Origin of the sequence: Alkaliflexus imshenetskii DSM 15055, assembly GCF_000517065.1 — a bacterium.
In the GTDB taxonomy this organism is placed as follows: Bacteria; Bacteroidota; Bacteroidia; order Bacteroidales; family Marinilabiliaceae; genus Alkaliflexus; species Alkaliflexus imshenetskii.
This window is the reverse complement of the sequence record NZ_KI912105.1, coordinates 2,195,380-2,213,291: the sequence shown is the minus strand read 5'-3', so window position 1 is coordinate 2,213,291 and position 17,912 is coordinate 2,195,380. Positions and strand designations below refer to the sequence as shown.

Here is a 17,912-nt window from a genome sequence, read left to right as displayed (position 1 = left end):
TTATGAAATTTGGAAAGATTATGCTCATCGGCACCATCGCCCTGAGCGCTATTCTATTTGCAGCCTGCGGAGGACGCGCAAATCGCTCCAACGCCATTCAAATCAGCGGCTCCGACAGTGAAGTGAACATGGTTCAGAACCTCGCCGAAGCTTACATGGCCATCAACAAAGAACAATCAATTGCTGTAACAGGCGGTGGCTCAGGCACCGGTATCGCAGCTATGATAAATCGCCAGACCGATATCGCCAACTCATCGCGTGCCATGAATGCCTCCGAAATACAGCAAGCCCGTGACCGCGGCGTAGAGCCGGTAGCCATCCCCTTTGCCATCGACGGGCTGGCAGTTATAATCAACCACGAGTTGCCCATCACGGAAATGACCATTGACCAAATCAGTAAAATATATCAGGGCATCATCACCAATTGGAGTGAACTCGGCGGTCCCGATTTACCCATCACGGTGTATGGTCGTCAGAGCAACTCCGGCACCTATGTCTATTTCCGCGACCATGTAGTGAAAGCCGACTATACCAACAACATGCGCAACATGAACGGCACCGCTCAGATTGTAGAAGCCGTTAGGAGCGACCGCACAGCAATTGGTTACACCGGCATTGGTTACATTGTTGACAAAGACGGCAAAGTGGCCGACAGAATTTCTGTTATCAATGTGGCGTTGGATGAAAACTCTACAGCATTCTCCCCGCTGTTAAAAGAAAACGTGGAGTCGGGCGATTACCCAATCAGCCGCGCCTTGTATCAGTTTACCAACGGCATGCCCGAAGGACGTATCCTCGAATTCATCCGCTTTGAACTGAGTCCGGAAGGCCAGCAGATTGTGGCCAATGCCGGATACTATCCCATCGGTGAAAAATACTTGCAGCAACTTAAAGAGATGGGCATTATTGAATAATGCCCGCCTCAACAGTAATTGATATTGATAACAAACAATTTTTAGGCTTTGCAAGACATCAGAAAAATAAAAGATAAAGCGATACGCGGGCTGCTAATGCTCGCAGGATTATCGGTCATCCTCTTTCTGGGTGGTATTTTTTCAATGCTCTTTTATTATGGCGTACAAGCCTTTAAGGAGGTCTCTTTTTCAGGCTTCTTTCTGAGCACCAATTGGAACCCTTCTGGTTATGACCAATCGGCCTATGGTATTTTATCGATGGTGGTAAGCACCCTGTTCGTCTCCCTTGGCGCCATGGTGATAGCCATCCCCATTGGGGTTGGCACAGCGGCATACATCTCCGAAATAGCCAAACCGGCCGTGAGAGAAACACTAAAACCCATCATCGAGATTTTGGCCAGTATTCCCTCAGTAGTAATCGGGTTCTTTGGCATTGTTTTCCTGGGGCCGCTCATCGCCAAAACCTTTGGCCTGACTGCGGGACTAAATGCTCTGAACGGCTCTTTTCTGCTGGCTTTTATGGCACTGCCAACCATCATAAGCGTATCGGAAGATGCCATCCGCTCAGTGCCAGAAGAGTATAAAGCTGCATCCATTGCCTTAGGTGCCACCAAATGGTACACACTTGTAAAAGTGGTGATACCGGCAGCCAGTTCAGGAATCATCGCATCCATTATGCTTGGTTTTGGAAGAGCCATTGGTGAAACCATGACCGTACTCATGGCCACAGGAAATGCCTTGCGCATGCCGGGAAATATTTTTGACTCGGTACGTACCATGACCGCCAACATTGCCATCGAATTGGGCGAAGTACCCTATAATACAACACACTATTACAGTTTATTCGCTGTGGGGTTAATTCTGTTTATCCTCACCATGCTGGTCAACTTTATGGCCGACAGAATTACGCAGCACGTTGGAAGACATAAGTTATGAACAGATTAAGAAAAATAGAGCATTCGCTGGGATACCTGATTGTGACAATCTGCGCCATCATCGTGCTATTGTTTCTTGCAGTGATACTCTTTGACATTTTCTCGAAAGGTGCCGGTGTGCTGTCATGGAGTTTCATCACAGAATCGCCACGCGAAGGGATGTCGGCAGGAGGCGTTTTCCCGGCCCTTATGGGAACATTAATTGTAACGCTCATTACCATCGTATTCTCATTTCCCATAGGCGTGGCCACTGCCATCTACCTTAATGAGTACGCCAAGCAAAATTTCACCACCCGCCTCATAAGGGCATCGATACGTAACCTGGCCGGAGTGCCTTCAATTGTTTACGGTTTGTTTGGGGTGGCGCTTTTTGTGCAGGCCATGAGCATGGGACGCTCGGTATTGGCATCGGGACTCACCTTGGGCGTGTTAACACTGCCGTGGATTGTAACCACCGCAGAGGAAGCTTTGAAAAACATCCCACGCTCATTCAGAGACGGCTCACTGGCCTTGGGCGCCACAAAATGGGAAACAGTGCGCTACAACGTGCTGCCATACGCCATGCCTGGCATACTTACAGGCGGCATACTTGGCATATCGCGCGCATCGGGCGAAACAGCCCCCATCCTTTTCACCGGGGTTGCCTTCTTTCTGCCGGAATTACCCGGCTCACTGTTCGACCAGTTTATGGCGCTGCCCTATCACCTCTACATCATGTCGACACAACACCATGCCATTGAACTGGTAAGACCCATTGCATACGGCACCGCCTTTCTCCTGATAGCCCTGGTGTTTGGTCTTAATTTAACGGCCATCATCATCCGTTACAGGCTCAGGAAAAAGTATAAAATGTAAAGACAATCAGTTATGGATACTATAGTGGAAACGAAAAAAGAGAAAGTGCAGAAGAAAAACTCAACCAAAATTTTTACCCCTGAAGAGATGGCGGTGAAAAACTACGAGTTTGAAGTGAAGGACGTGAATGTTTTTTACGGGCAGGCGCATATCCTCAAAAACATCAACATGAACATTGCGCCACGCTCCATTACAGCCTTTATTGGCCCCAGTGGCTGCGGAAAATCAACTTTTCTCAGACTGCTTAACCGTATGAACGATACCATCGACGGCTTCCATTTCAATGGAACGGTGCTTCACAAAGGTTATGACATTTACGACAAGAAAACGGAAGTTGAAGCGCTGCGCAAAAAAGTAGGCATGGTTTTCCAGAAGCCAAACCCTTTTCCGAAGAGCATCTATGAAAATGTGATATATGGATTACGCATCAACGGTGTGCGCAACAAAAATTTGCTGGATGAGGCTGTGGAAAAATCACTGCGTCAGGCTGCATTGTGGGACGAGGTAAAAGACGACCTGAAGAAATCTGCCATGGCGCTTTCAGGTGGCCAGCAGCAGAGGCTTTGTATTGCCCGCACCATTGCTGTGGAGCCGGAAGTTATCCTGATGGATGAGCCCGCCTCGGCACTCGACCCCATCTCAACAGCAAAAATAGAAGAGTTGATTTTTGACCTTCAGAAGAAATACACTTTCATCATCGTTACGCACAACATGCACCAGGCATCGCGCATAAGCCACAAAACGGCATTTTTTCACATGGGCGATTTGATTGAGTATGGCGATACCGATAAAATTTTCACCAACCCCGACAAGAAACTGACCGAGAACTATATCACCGGTCGATTTGGATGATACCTTTAACAAACACACAACACCTCTTTCACACAAGGAATTGAAATGAAGCATCTGGAACACGACCTCAAAACCATAAAGTCTAACATTTTAGATATGTGGGGATTGGTCTCCTCACAATTGGATAACACCCGCACGGCACTCCTGGAGTTTGACAAAAGTCTGGCCAATGAAGTGAGCATGAAAGAAAAGCGCGTGGATGCCTTTGAACTGAAGATTGACGAAGCGTGCGAAACCTTTCTGGCGCTTCAGAACCCCTTTGCCGCCGACCTTCGGTTTGTGCTGGCCACTCTAAAAATTAACTACAATTTGGAGCGCATCGGCGATTTTGCCAATGCCATAAGCCTGGTTATCGAAGATTTAAAGGAACCGGTGGACGAAGAGATCATCAGCAAACTGAAAATCACGGAGATGTTTCACATCTGCTCATTGATGATGAAAGATGCCTCCAGCGCCTTCATCAATGAAGACAGTAAACTGGCACGCGGCATTTTTAAGATGGACAAGGATTTGAATGCCATCAATAAAAAAGCACCCGACATTGTGGTGGAACTCATTAAGCAAAAGCCTGATAAAACAAGGGTACTACTAGACATCCTTTCGGTGGTGCGTCGCCTGGAGCGCGTGGGTGACCACATGACCAACGTGGCCGAAGAGATTATTTTCTCTCTTGAAGCTAAAAAACTAGCGCACGCCAAGTTTAAGAACAAAATTAACTAGGTAGGGGAAAGACGAATAGATGATTAGATGTTAGATGATTAGATAAGATTTTTAGAGTATAGAGATTAACAGTCATCTTGCCGGACGAATCTATCCTTCTAAAACGCTTTCATCTAATCCTCTTAACCAAGTCGGCTAAGCGTTTCCACAATTTCCATACTGTTTATCCGCACCTGACTGCCATTGAGTTCGATGATTTTATCGTGCTTAAACTCAGCCAGCGTGCGAATGATACTCTCCTTGGTGGTGCCGGCAAACTGCGCCAATTCGTGCCGTTTGAGCGGCAGTTCAAACTCCATCTGCTCGCCAAAGAAATGGTAGAAATAAAGCAGAATGTCGGCCAATCTGCCCGGCAACTGCTTGTTGTTGATGGTGGCCAGACGTGTGATGGCATCAGTGGCCTGCCGGCCGGCAGTTTCAAGAATGTGCATAGCTAGCTCGGGGCAGTTCAGCAGCACAGAACGTAGCGCATCCATATTGATATTAAGAACTGTAACACCCGACAGAGCCTCAAGCGTGAACTCGTTTACCCCTTTCCCAAGTATGGCGAGTATGCCCGGAAACCGACCGGCCTCGCACAATGTAATGATGTTGAGTTTTCCGTTGGAATTCTCCTTACACACCTTCACAGTTCCATTTTGTATGTACACGGCATAGGTTGCCGGAATACCTTGTTTTAAAATAAGCTCCCCTTTTTTATAGTGAAATTCCGCCATCGAACTGATGTCGGTAATTTTTGCCAACTCATCGAATAAAAGCTGCGAAGAGCCTAAGTTTAACACTGCTGTACTGGTAGAGTAATTGCTCATAAACAAACAAAATTTGTGGAAGACATTACATTGCTACAGTTTACACATTCTAAAAAACATTACCCTTCACAAAAACAAATTCTCAACTATTGCGTAAGCATTTAATGTTTGTTAATATTCAGAAACATAACAATTAACTGCATGAAAAATGTTTACTAGCCAAATTTCTGAAAAGATCCTCACTGTTTCAACAACTGGAGTTTGTACGATCAAATTCCAGGATTGTTTGAATTTTCACTTTTCATGGGCAAACAAGGCGTTTCTGGATCTTTTTCACATTCAAGGCAATGACAACGATTTTCAAAACACATTGAAACCATTGTTGCATTCAAACATTTCACTGCATTTTACCTGGTCCGACTTTATTAAGAAAGTTATCGATACAGGCACCGAACAGGAGATATCCTTCTTTTGCCAAAAACTAACCAAACAGATACTGTTAAAAGCTTTTCTGTGTGACGAACAAACGGTGTCACTTTTTGCGTTACAACTTCCGGATGTGGCGCCTGATGCCAATCTGATTTTAGAGCGCGAACAGCTATTTCATGAACAATTAAATAAACTAAAAACAATATCGATACAAGGATACAAAGAAGACGGCACAGTTGTTTTCTGGAACCGTGGCAGCGAACTTTTGTATGGGTATAGCGAAAATGAAGCTCTGGGGCGCAACCTTTTGGATTTAATTATCCCTGATAAGATGCAGAATGAGGTTAAAAAAGCTGTGACCGAAATGGTACGAACCGGTAAGGGAATACCTCCGGCAGAGATGTATCTGAAGCATAAAAGCGGAAAACTTGTACCGGCATTCAGTTCTCACATCGTATTCTCCATCAATGATTTAGGCAAAGTCATATATTGTGTCGATATCGATTTGTCACAGATAAAAGCCACTGAAAAGAAGCTGAAAAAACTGTCGCTTGCTACGGAACAGAGCCCGGCCAGCATCATTGTTACCGATGTACAAGGGAATATTGAATTTGTGAACCCTAAATTTTGCCAACTCACAGGCTACCAAGCCAATGAGGTAACGGGGCACAACCCAAGCATTCTTAAATCGGGTCTGACACCACCTGAGACCTACGATCAACTTTGGCGAACCATAAAAGCCGGTGACGAGTGGCATGGTGAATTCATCAACCGCAAGAAAAATGGCGACATTTATTATGAGTCGGCAGTGATATCGCCCATCATCGAAACGGATGGAACGGTTACCCATTTTGTAGCTGTTAAGGAGGATATCACCGGTCGCATTCTGGCGCAGCGCGAAACCATGAAATACAACAACAACCTCGCCACACTGCTGGAAATTAGCCAATCATTCATTGCTACACTTGATATGGATGATTTGCTCCAAACCATTCTGAACAGCGGTTTAGACCTTTTGAACCTCGACTGTGGTGCCATTTATTTCAAAGACGATGGAATACTACAACTTAAAACCACTATCCCCCCATTAACCGATGCATCCAATCCAATTGCCACAGCGGCAAATCCGGAGGATCATCCGCACATCAATGATTGTATCAATAAAAAACAACCCATTGTTATTCATGACACATTAAGCGCAGTATTATCAGAAAGCGAAAGAGAGATACTCCAGGCGCGAGGTCTGAAAACAGTATTGTTTTTACCCCTTATAACCAAGAAATCGGTAATAGGCATCATCACGTTAGGCTCAACACAAAAAACAAGAAGTTTCTCGGAAACCGACATTACGCTATGCCAAACAATGGCCACACAAGCGGCTCTTGCAATCCAGAATGCTTCTCTCTATTTGCGCAGCGAACAAAATGCATACGACCTTGCATACCAGAATTTTCAACTTGAAATTCTTAACAAAGAACTAAATATTGCCAAAGAGCAGTCCGAGGAGAGTGATCGTTTAAAAACAGCCTTCCTCCAGAATATGTCACACGAAATTCGAACGCCCATGAACGGCATCATCGGCTTTGGCGAACTGCTCAAAACAAAAGATCTTTCAAGCAGGCAACAAAGCAACTATGTTGATCACATAAACAAATGCACGTTTCAACTTCTTTCGATAGTAGAAGATATAATTGATGTGTCTCGATTGGAAGCTGGTGACTTTGATCTCAGGCCTCAATACACCAATCTTACCTCAATACTGGAGGAGATAAAAACACAATTTGAGTCAAATGTTAGTCATTCGGTTGAACTACAAGCATCCGCACCCACATTTGATTCACCCACTACCTTTTATATTGATGCAGAAAAAATCAGGCAAGTACTAGAGAAGCTGGTATCCAACGCTGTAAAGTTCACCCACTGCGGACATATCCGTTTTGGTTATAACGTGGAGCAAGAGGCTCTCAATTTTTTTGTTGAAGACACTGGAATTGGCATTGAAAAAATCTATCAGAGTGACATCTTCAAGCCTTTCTATCAAACAGATATGGCCGATAGCCGAAATTATAACGGCAACGGACTGGGACTTACCATTGCATCCAGAATTGTTGAAAAGATGGGATCTGTTATAAATATTGAGTCTGAACCTGGCAAAGGCTCCCTATTCTCCTTCAAAATTGTACCTGAAACAGAGGACAACGTAAATAGAATGTTGTCAGACTACAGTCGCTATGTAACCGGGAGTCGCGAGTTCACCATTCTGGTAGCTGTTAACGATGATGTAAATTACATTCTTATTCACGATACCATTCTGGATAGCATCAAAAATGCCGACATCAGGATTATCCGGGCAAAAAACGGAATTGAAGCAATAGAGGCTTCGCGCAGCGAATTATTTGTTGATATTATTCTCATGGACATCAAAATGCCTGTAATGAATGGTATAGAAGCTACCCACATCATTAAAGCAGAAAACGCAGACGTTCAGATTATTGCGCTCACATCCGTTACCAATAATGGTGAACAAGAAAAATCCATTGCCGCAGGCTGCGTTGATTCTTTACATAAGCCATTAAATCCGGAAATACTGATACAAACTGTAACAAAACACCTCAAAATAGCCCATCCATAGCAGATTGTAACCTTTCAATTATATTCTACAGATACTGAATCAGGCAATACGTAATATGGGTATTGCCTGATTTTGTTTTATAAACATTCGCTTTGTTTACCAGCCGTCAAAAAGGTGATGCAAATCACCACAATACGATAATGTACATCATCAAAGGAAACGAATCTGAATTTTAAACCCTGCGTAAATAGTATCAATACTTTACCAATCAGGGACAATGTCACATTCAAATCCAAACAGATAATGGATAGCTACATTCTAATCATTGACGATTCACAAACCAACAATGTGCTCTTGGCCGCAATTCTTGACGAAGCCGGATATGCCAACAAAACGGCAACATCGGCAGCAGAGGGTTGGAACATGATATACCAGCAAAAACCGGCACTTGTATTACTGGATTTGCTGATGCCAAAAATTTCGGGATTCCAGCTGTTGGAACGATTGAAAAACCGGCCGGATTATGCCAGCATACCCATAATTGTTGTATCAGCTCTAAATGAGCATGACACCATTAAAATTTTAAAAGAGATGGGGGCGGCAGACTTCATTCCAAAGCCCTTAAACATCCAGACCTTAATGAAAAGTATCAGGCAAACGATTGGGTTGCCTGATAACAACTAAGTCGCCATCGACAGTAATAATCGTGTCAAATCTTACTACAGGATACTATGATTGCATCATTTGAAAATTTCCAGGCGCGCTTTATCGAAGAGGCCCTTGACAACATACATGATTTGGAGAAAGCCCTTCTTGAACTGGAGCTATCACCGGGAAACAAGGAGTTGCTGGAACGTGTGTTTCGCGTAATGCATTCGCTCAAAGGAAGTGGTGCTATGTTCGGTTTTGATAAACTCAGCGAATTTACGCACCGCATGGAAAATATTTATGACCTGGTGCGTTCCGGAAAACTCAACTTGTCGTCCAATATGCTTTCGGTTACACTCAACTCTGTAGATATGCTGCGGATACTGCTCGAACCGGAAAAACTTCAACAGCCGGCCATTCAGGAACGGTACAAGAACCTGGTGTCAGATATTGATGACGTAATCCGAAACGAGACTTTTCAGCTGCTTACATCTGCAACACTAAATACATCCATATCAGAACCTGAGAAACCTGTTTCGCATAAAATGGCCACCTGGCATATCCATTTTTATCCGGGACCTACCGCTTTTGAAAATGGAACCAACATTCTTTTCCTTATTGATGAGCTTGGGAATATGGGCAATATGTACGCAATACCCGGCTACATATCTGTTCCATGCCTTAGCGAGCTTCACCCTGAACAATCCTACATATACTGGGATCTATTTCTTGCAACCGAAGAGGATCAAAATGCCATCAAGGATGTATTTATTTTTGTAGAAGATAACTCTACCATCGGCATCCAAAAAATCAGTGACTCCGATCTGTTTCTCAATAGCGACTTCTCTAGAAAATTAGAGCAGTTAAGCAGCCAACAGGAGAACATTGGGCTGGCCGATTTTTCAGACTTTATTGGCAGCAAGCTGAACATAGAAAGCGACCCGTCACCTCAAAAAGCTGCTATTCCATGCGATGACGACAAACAAAACCGCAGCCTCAGCTCCATACGTGTGGCAGCCGATAAAATTGATGGCCTGGTAAATCTGGTGAGCGAGCTGGTGATCACTCAGGAAAGATTAAACAACATTGCTTCCCGATACCAAATTCCGGAACTCAAAATAGTTACTGAAAGTGTACAAAAACTCACCGGCATGCTGCGCGACAGTGCTTTTAGCATCAGCCTCATCCCGGTTGAAAACATGCTTACACGGTTTCAGCGGTTGGTGCGCGACCTGAGCAACGATTTGGGTAAGAAAATCGCTTTCACGGCCAAAGGCACCGAAACCGAACTGGATAAAACCATGATCGAAAGCCTCACCGACCCACTGCTCCACATCATCCGTAATTGCATTGACCACGGCATTGAACTTCCCGATGTGCGCAAACTTAAGGGCAAACCCGAAACAGGCACCATTCATCTGGATGCCGGATACTCAGGCGCCAACGTGGTGCTGCGTATAAAAGATGACGGTGCCGGCATACAAACCGAAAAAGTGCGTCAGAAAGCAATTGCCAAAGGGCTCATCAGCGAGGCCGACCACCTCAGCGACCAAGAGCTGCTGAATCTGGTCTTTCTGCCAGGATTTTCCACAGCCGAAAAAGTGACCGAAGTATCGGGAAGAGGTGTTGGTATGGATGTGGTCAAACGTAACATCGAAGCCATTCGCGGCGAAGTGGCCATCCATTCAGAATATGGTCGCGGCACCGAAATCACTATCACACTCCCACTGGTACTCTCCATTATCGATGGGCTGTTGGTGAAGGTAAACAATGGCCAATATGTGATTCCCATGTCGCTTACCGACCGGATATACTCAATAGAATCAAGTCAGATGGAGAACAACTTCATCAATGTGGTAACGCTTGATGGCGTGCAATATCCATTCTTCAACCTACGTAAGGAACTCTCGATAAAGGGAAACACACCCAAAAAGTGCCAGATGGTGGTGGTGAATCACGAAGGCCAGAACATTGCCATTCCGGTGGACCAGGTTATTGGGAAGATTCAAGCTGTACTAAAACCTCTCGGGCGCATGTATCATGAACAAAAAATTATATCGGCAGCCACCATCATGGGCGATGGCACCATTGCCCTTGTGCTGGACACCAACGCCATCATAAAAGAACTACTAAATCATTCATAAATTCAATAAACGATGAGTAAAGAAGATTTATCCCAAATCACATCTTACCTCTCCTTTCGGTTGGGAGATGAGGTATTTGCACTGCATGTGGGCAAAGTGCAAAAAATTCTGGGGATGGCTGAAATTACCGAAGTACCCAGAGCTCCGCGCTATATGAAAGGAGTTATCAACCTCAGGGGCAACGTGCTGCCGGTGGTAGATACACGCGTAAAATTTGGAATGACACCCACCGAACGCACCAAAACCACAAGTATTTTGGTAATTGAGGCCAACATTTCAGGTGAATTTGTAATGCTGGGCATATTGGTTGATGCCGTGCAAGCCGTACTAAAAATCGAAAAAGAGGACTTGCTCCCACCACCGAGTATCGGAAAGCAATACCGGTCAGACATCATCTCAAACATGGCCCGCGTGAAAGAGAAATTCTACATCATTCTCAACATGGATACCGTATTTTCATCAGACGACCAATTAAATATGAACGAATTGATGAAAGCCAAAGAACAAATAAACGAAACAACAAACCAGAACCAATAAGCACAGGAGGACATAAAATGAAATTCAACGACTTAAAAATTGGACAAAAAATCCTCACGGGATTTTCCATAGTAGCTGTAATTGCTCTAATAGTAGGATTAATAGGACTTTTTAGTCTGCGTAGTGTAGGGAGCTCCTTTAATCAAGTGGCAGATGTAAACATGCCAAGTGTACAATATCTGCTTGAGGCAGAGAAGAATATTGAAACACTTATGGTAAGTATGCGCACAATGCTAAATCCAAACTTAAACCTTGATGAGCGCTCAAAACAACTTAGAGAAGTTCACGCTGCACGTCAGCGTTATCGGGAAGCGATAGAAGCCTTTGAAAAATTCCCTAAATCTGCTGAAGAAGCGGCAATATACCGTCAGTTTACAGATGCATTGGTTGAATGGCGACGCAGAAACGAGGCTTTTGAGGCTGACCTTGAACGACTCAACAGATTGGATATTCACTACCCAATGCAACTTCTGATGAATCTGGAACGCTTCGAAAAGGATCATTATGCGCTACAAGTGCGATTGGGTAATGCGGTACAGTTAGGACACTCATTTGATGGAGGTGATGATGCATCAGCCTGTAACCTTGGCAGATGGATTCCCAACTTACGAACTTCCAATACAGTAATCAATACTGCAATTGCCAACATGCGTGAGCACCATAACCGCTTTCACAGAGCTGTTCACGATGCCAATGCCGCTTTACGCAGAGGAGACCGTGCCACTGGTCAGAACATTTACATGAATCAGATGATACCGGCCGCTGATGAAGTCTTTAAATATTTTGAAATACTGAATGAACAGGCTCAGGAAGCAGTGAGCTTATTTGCTGCAATGGAACAGATTCAAATGGTGGATGTGATTCAGTATCTTGAAGGCGTTAGGAATAGCATTGCACAACTGGTTGAATACAACCAAACCACCGCACGTAATGAAATCAGAACAGGTGATAGAATCATCACCACCTCCAACATCACCATGATACTGGCCATCCTCATTGGTCTGGCATTGGCCATTTTCCTGGCGCTACTCATCTCCAGAGCCATTACAAGTGGTATCAACAAAGGTGTGGCACTATCTGAAGAGATTGCCGGTGGTAACCTCACTGTAGAAATTGATGAAACCCTACTGCAACAAAAAGATGAAATAGGTCACCTGGCCCGTTCGTTACAGCAAATGGTGGAACAACTGCGTGAAATAATTGGTGACATTCTTTCAGGAGCCGATAACATAGCTGCTGCCAGTCAGGAAATGAGTGGCACATCGCAGCAAATGTCGCAGGGTGCCAGTGAACAGGCCTCCTCGGCCGAGGAGGTTTCATCATCTATGGAAGAGATGGTTGCCAACATACAGCAAAATACCGATAATGCGTTGCAGACAGAGAAAATTGCCCTTCAGGCTGCTTCCGGAATCAAGAAAAGTACAGAAAGTGCCGGCACTGCTGTGATTACAATGAAAGAGATAGCCAAGAAAATCTCAATCATTGGCGACATTGCCGACCAAACCAACATGCTGGCGCTTAACGCGGCCGTAGAAGCAGCCCGCGCCGGCGAACATGGAAAAGGATTTGCTGTGGTAGCCGAAGAGGTACGTAAACTAGCAGAACGCAGTCTGATTGCCGCCGAAGAAATTGATATGCTCTCCGAAAAAGGTGTAACCGTATCGGAAGAGGCCAGCGTGCAATTGGCAGCCATTGTGCCTGAAATTGAGAAGACGGCCCGTTTGGTGCAGGAAATAGCAGCTGCAAGCATGGAACAAAACTCAGGTGCAGACCAGGTGAACAATGCCATTCAGCAGCTTAACCAGGTGATTCAGCAAAATGCGGCTGCTTCTGAAGAGATGGCCTCCAGCTCCGAAGAGTTGTCGGGACAAGCAGAACAGATGAAGGAGGTGGTATCATTCTTTACCATCGAAGATGAACGCAAAAACCGTAAAGGAAAGAAGAAGGTTGCTGCGGCCAGTAAACTTACTTCAGGCAAAAAGATGGTGGCACGCAAAGGAAACGGTGAATCCCATGATGTCAAAGGTGTAGATCTGAAAATGACTTACCCCGAAGTGAACGACGAGGATTACCAAAGATTTTAAACCTCACCATACACGACCCGCAGAGCAATCTGCGGGTTATGTTTTATTGCCCGAATGAATGTAAAACTCTCTTAAGGCCTGAAATAAATTGTGGCAATAAATCAGCATATTCTTAGTCTCACCCAGAAGTTCCATATAAATCACATTCACCCGTGTTTTCCCCTCGCCTGAGCGTATGCGCCGTATCTGTTCCAGGCGGTACTCTTCAATGGTATCAATTAGTATTCGCTGTCGCGTTTTAAGTTCTGCAAGGGCATCAAAGCGTTTCTCCTTCTCAAAATGAATTACAAAATTGAGATAAGATGTCACCTCATCAAGAATAACAGAAAGATCATCCTGCTGCACATTGGTAAGACCTTTATGCTGATTTTCAACATGAGAATAGACAAGTGGTGCCACTATACTTAAAGTATTCGACAGCTCGGTGAGATAATCGAGCGCCTGCACAAATAAATGCCCTGCGTCCTGAACCTCATCGGGTAGTTTACTGTATGTGCGAAACAACTCCTCCTTGTGGTTTTTAACAGCTTGTTGTAGCAACTCCGACTTCTGCACGGCTTCCCTTAACTGCTTGAGGTTTTCATCAATAAGCCCATTGATGATTAAAAAATAGATTTTAGAGATTTCAAGTAGCTGCTTCCTTACATTTTCACTTCCGGTTTCGCGCAGCCATTCTACACTTTCGGCCTGCTCATTGATAAATCCTTGTCGCTGAGTCTCGATCTGTTGTTGCTTGCGATGGTGATAACGCGTGGTGCCAATAAGCGTCAGAATCATCAATGCAAAAAGAACCAACGCCATAACCCAGCCACCCCACCAAATAAGCAGCGTAAAAATAAACGCGCCCAAAAAACCGGTCAACGCAGTTATAAACCAACCGCCCAACACCGATAGCACTCCTGAAATCCGGTACACAGCGCTCTCGCGTCCCCAGGCCTGATCAGCAAATGAAGTGCCCATGGATACCATAAATACGACAAAGGTGGTGGACAACGGAAAACGCAAATAGGTGCCGACAGAGATTAGCAGAACAGCCACAACCAGATTCACAGTGGCGCGCACCGTATCAAAATATACCAGTTCGTCGGTTCCGGCATGTCGCTCAGGAACCACTGAGCGGGCAAATCTGGCAGAAATAAAGTTATGCACAGGCGCTGGTAGCCACGCTTCTACTTTCTGATACATCGACAGAAAACGACGTACCAGCAACCGCGATGTGGGAGAAGGCTCAAACTGCTCATAACCTGGCGCCTGACGACCAAGATACACCTCTGTTTCGGTTACCGAACGCGATTTTTTTGAGTAAAAAACGGTAATCATCATAATGGCACCGGCCAGCACAAAAAAAGTCATGTATATGCCATCCTGAAAGTGATGGCCGCGAATCCAGTCGTTATCCAAAAAATGAAGTGAAAACGTGTTAATATCAGCACCGGGAGTATTCAAAAACTCTTTAAAACTCTCAATGCCGGTAAGTGGTAAGCCGATAAAATTGACAAGATCGTTGGCTGCAAAAGACAGTGCCAGGGCAAAAGTCCCAAAAAAAACTACCAACCGCGGAATGTCTATCTTTATCAAAGTGCCCAATCCCCAGAGCACAAAAAATATGATGATAAAAGTGGGTATCAGCACATCCATCAAGGTAAGCTCGACAAATGTATTGAAATGCTCTTCCCAGATAACGCCACCCACACCTTTCTTAAATATCAAAAACAGAATGGCCGTGAACGCAAAAGCGCCACCAAATGCAAACAACAAAGTAAATCGACCTTGATATTGAAAAGTGAAGATAAGACGGGTCACGAATTGCACCACAGCACCCATCACAAAAGCCATGAGAATGGAAACCAATATACCGGCAAAAATCAGAAAGATGCGATCGGTATTGATGAAACCCGAGTAGGCCATTCCAGTCTCTGCACCTTTCATCATAACAACGGCCAGTCCCCCTCCTATCAGGCTGAAAATAACTGCAATGGTAGTTGATGTTGGAAAACCAATGCTGTTATAGGCGTCGATCACAATCACATTGATGATGGAAACAGCCACAAAAACAATGAGCAAATCGCTAAGATGTAAACTATTGGGATTGATAACGCCATTTCGCACCACCTCCATCATTCCGCCGGAAAAAAATGTGCCAATGAGCAAACCGGCGCCAGCTGTCCATAATACAGCACGCCGCGATGCAATACGCGAGCCAATGGCAGAATTGAGAAAATTCACCGCATCGTTTGAAACCCCTACAACCAGGTGAAAAAATGCCAGAAGCGAAAGAAGAGTGACACAAGTCCAGATTAACAGCATGTGAGTGACGTTTATAAATCAAAAATAGTGCATCAACTACAGCGAAAAAAACTTACCTATATTAATTTTTTGTTAGGAATATGCGCGCAAATTGTACAAATTTACAATTATTATGGCTCAATTTCAGAACATAACAACGATTTACATTAACTTAACATGCGCCTTCGTCAACTTGTCAAGGTAAAGTATGTTATATTTCAATTAATTTTGTATTACAGCAGCAAAATATTCACTGCTACCAACATCACACAGGAAAACAAAAAGCATCATATTCAAAATGAAACCGATTGCTCCACAAAGAATTGCAGGTTATCTAACCCTAACCTTCCTGGGACTGGCATTGATTTTTCTCATCCTCAACAATTGGTTTTCGAACAAACTGGTTTCCTTGCTCATAACCATCCCGGTATTCACTGCTACTACATTCTATCTTGTTAAATATTTCATCAACTCATATATCTACGCCAAGATAAAGCCAATCTATAAAACCATTCATAACTTCAAACCATCCCTGAAAGAGATCACCAACAACAAGAGCGATCTGTTTGTGGATATAAACAAGGAAGTAACCGAATGGATGAAAGGAAAAATTCAAGAGATTCAAACCCTCAAGCAGTTGGAACAGTACCGAAAGGAGTATCTTGGCAATGTATCGCACGAATTAAAAACGCCGATTTTTAACATACAGGGTTACATTCTCACCCTTTTGGATGGTGGGCTTGATGACCCAAATATAAACATGCTCTACCTGAAACGCACCGAGAAAAGCATCGACCGGATGATATCCATCATCAACGACCTAGAGGCCATTGCCAAACTCGAATCGGGCGAATTGGAGATGGAGTACGAAAAGTTTAACCTCTTCAATCTGGTTGAGGATGTTTTTGAAATGCAGGAGATTAGAGCCAAAGACCGCCACATAAATCTGCGCTTTGGCAAATCAACCGATAAAGCCACCATGGTGTATGCCGACAAAAAACGCATTTTTCAGGTAATCAGCAACCTGGTAGTCAACGCCATTCATTACGGACGCGAAGGCGGAAATACCACCGTAAGTTTTTACGATATGGACAAGGTGGTATTGGTGCAGGTTCGCGACAATGGTGTGGGGATTCCGCAAAACGAGGTGCCTCGCATATTTGAGCGGTTTTACCGCGTGGACAAAAGCCGCTCACGCGACCAGGGCGGCACCGGACTTGGGCTGGCCATTGTGAAACACATTATTGAAGCCCACAAACAAACCATTAACGTGAACAGTGAGTATGGCAAAGGCACATCATTCACCTTCACACTCAAAAAAGCTAAATAAAATAACCCAAATAGACATGAGCGAAACAGAAAAATACAGACTGCTTCTGGTGGATGATGAGCCGGACATTCTGGAGTTCCTAAGCTACAACCTTACGAAAGAAGGGTTTACGGTATTCACGGCACAAAACGGCAAAGAGGCCATAAAAATTGCACTTGAAACCGTGCCGCACCTCATAATTCTGGATGTGATGATGCCAGGCATGGATGGCATCGAAACCTGTGAGGAGATTAAGCGCCAACCAGCACTGAAAGACGCACTCGTGGCGTTTCTCACCGCACGTGGCGAAGACTATTCGCAAATTGCAGGGTTTGAAGCCGGCGCCGATGATTACATCGCAAAACCCATTAAACCAAAAGTGTTGATATCACGTGCCAAAGCTCTGCTTAAGCGGTACCGCTCAGGAACCGGCGTACAGGATACGGGCGACTCAGACGTGATATCAATCGGCGAATTAATTATCGACAAGGAACGATACGTGGTGACCGTAGCCGGAAATGAACTCATGCTGCCCAAAAAAGAGTTTGAACTGCTTCTTCTGTTGGCATCCAAACCCGATAAGGTTTTCACCCGCGAAGATATCTATAACTCCATTTGGGGCGACAGCATCATTGTTGGCGACCGTACCATTGATGTACACATTCGTAAACTACGTGAAAAAATTGGGCAGGATCATATCCGTACCATCAAAGGGGTTGGCTACAAGTATGTAGATTAAACCCTGGCCGACCAAGGATTGGCATGATAGAGAATTGGACAACCAATTGTTTACTTAACAATATTGTCTAATTTTAGAACCTTAATTGAAAAACTGCGTACATACGTGCATGGTTTTTCGAGCAATATCATGCTAATCC

Annotated in this window: 14 protein-coding genes; 12 read left to right on the top strand and 2 right to left on the bottom strand. The window is 44.5% G+C overall.

Annotation, left to right across the window (positions count from 1 at the left end):
- The first annotated feature begins 2 nt into the window (after positions 1-2).
- The 5 genes from ALKIM_RS0109270 to phoU are packed head-to-tail and all read left to right on the top strand — an operon-like array spanning position 3 to position 4,276.
- Positions 3-914, top strand: coding sequence for a phosphate ABC transporter substrate-binding protein (locus ALKIM_RS0109270; RefSeq protein WP_026474389.1), 912 nt, complete (start codon positions 3-5; stop codon positions 912-914).
- A gap of 48 nt (positions 915-962) precedes the next feature.
- Positions 963-1,850 (top strand): phosphate ABC transporter permease subunit PstC, encoded by an 888-nt coding sequence (pstC, locus tag ALKIM_RS0109265; protein ID WP_218916693.1) that lies wholly within the window; start codon positions 963-965, stop codon positions 1,848-1,850.
- Positions 1,847-2,704: a phosphate ABC transporter permease PstA gene (gene pstA / locus ALKIM_RS0109260; protein WP_044117856.1), complete on the top strand. Its 858-nt coding sequence runs from the start codon at positions 1,847-1,849 to the stop codon at positions 2,702-2,704. The genes pstC and pstA overlap by 4 nt, the downstream gene beginning before the upstream one ends.
- A gap of 12 nt (positions 2,705-2,716) precedes the next feature.
- Complete coding sequence (gene pstB / locus ALKIM_RS0109255; RefSeq protein ID WP_084555854.1) at positions 2,717-3,556, top strand: phosphate ABC transporter ATP-binding protein PstB; 840 nt, start codon at positions 2,717-2,719, stop codon at positions 3,554-3,556.
- A 45-nt stretch (positions 3,557-3,601) separates the two neighbouring features.
- On the top strand, positions 3,602-4,276 hold the full coding sequence (phoU, locus tag ALKIM_RS0109250; RefSeq protein ID WP_026474385.1) for a phosphate signaling complex protein PhoU: 675 nt from the start codon (positions 3,602-3,604) through the stop codon (positions 4,274-4,276).
- A gap of 122 nt (positions 4,277-4,398) precedes the next feature.
- Here phoU and ALKIM_RS0109245 read toward each other — a convergent pair whose 3' ends face one another.
- Positions 4,399-5,085 (bottom strand): Crp/Fnr family transcriptional regulator, encoded by a 687-nt coding sequence (locus ALKIM_RS0109245; protein ID WP_026474384.1) that lies wholly within the window; start codon positions 5,083-5,085, stop codon positions 4,399-4,401.
- 226 nt (positions 5,086-5,311) lie between these two features.
- On the opposite strand from ALKIM_RS0109245, the gene ALKIM_RS19285 reads away from it, so the two are divergent.
- The 5 genes from ALKIM_RS19285 to ALKIM_RS0109220 all read left to right on the top strand — a co-directional run bounded on the left by ALKIM_RS19285 (position 5,312) and on the right by ALKIM_RS0109220 (position 13,439).
- Positions 5,312-8,086, top strand: a complete 2,775-nt coding sequence (locus ALKIM_RS19285; RefSeq protein WP_052345507.1) for a PAS domain S-box protein — start codon at positions 5,312-5,314, stop codon at positions 8,084-8,086.
- Positions 8,087-8,329: 243 nt separating this feature from the next.
- Positions 8,330-8,710, top strand: coding sequence for a response regulator (locus tag ALKIM_RS18150; RefSeq protein ID WP_044117855.1), 381 nt, complete (start codon positions 8,330-8,332; stop codon positions 8,708-8,710).
- Positions 8,711-8,757: 47 nt separating this feature from the next.
- Complete coding sequence (locus tag ALKIM_RS0109230; RefSeq protein ID WP_026474383.1) at positions 8,758-10,818, top strand: chemotaxis protein CheA; 2,061 nt, start codon at positions 8,758-8,760, stop codon at positions 10,816-10,818.
- Positions 10,819-10,830: 12 nt separating this feature from the next.
- Complete coding sequence (locus ALKIM_RS0109225) at positions 10,831-11,355, top strand: chemotaxis protein CheW (protein ID WP_026474382.1); 525 nt, start codon at positions 10,831-10,833, stop codon at positions 11,353-11,355.
- Positions 11,356-11,372: 17 nt separating this feature from the next.
- Complete coding sequence (locus tag ALKIM_RS0109220; protein ID WP_044117854.1) at positions 11,373-13,439, top strand: methyl-accepting chemotaxis protein; 2,067 nt, start codon at positions 11,373-11,375, stop codon at positions 13,437-13,439.
- 36 nt (positions 13,440-13,475) lie between these two features.
- Here the strand turns inward: ALKIM_RS0109220 and ALKIM_RS0109215 are convergent, their stop codons facing one another.
- Positions 13,476-15,746, bottom strand: a complete 2,271-nt coding sequence (locus tag ALKIM_RS0109215) for an inorganic phosphate transporter (RefSeq protein ID WP_026474380.1) — start codon at positions 15,744-15,746, stop codon at positions 13,476-13,478.
- 277 nt (positions 15,747-16,023) lie between these two features.
- Between ALKIM_RS0109215 and ALKIM_RS0109210 the strand changes: the two genes are divergently transcribed.
- Positions 16,024-17,055: a sensor histidine kinase gene (locus ALKIM_RS0109210; protein ID WP_026474379.1), complete on the top strand. Its 1,032-nt coding sequence runs from the start codon at positions 16,024-16,026 to the stop codon at positions 17,053-17,055.
- A gap of 16 nt (positions 17,056-17,071) precedes the next feature.
- Positions 17,072-17,773, top strand: coding sequence for a response regulator transcription factor (locus ALKIM_RS0109205; RefSeq protein ID WP_026474378.1), 702 nt, complete (start codon positions 17,072-17,074; stop codon positions 17,771-17,773).
- Positions 17,774-17,912: the final 139 nt, after the last annotated feature.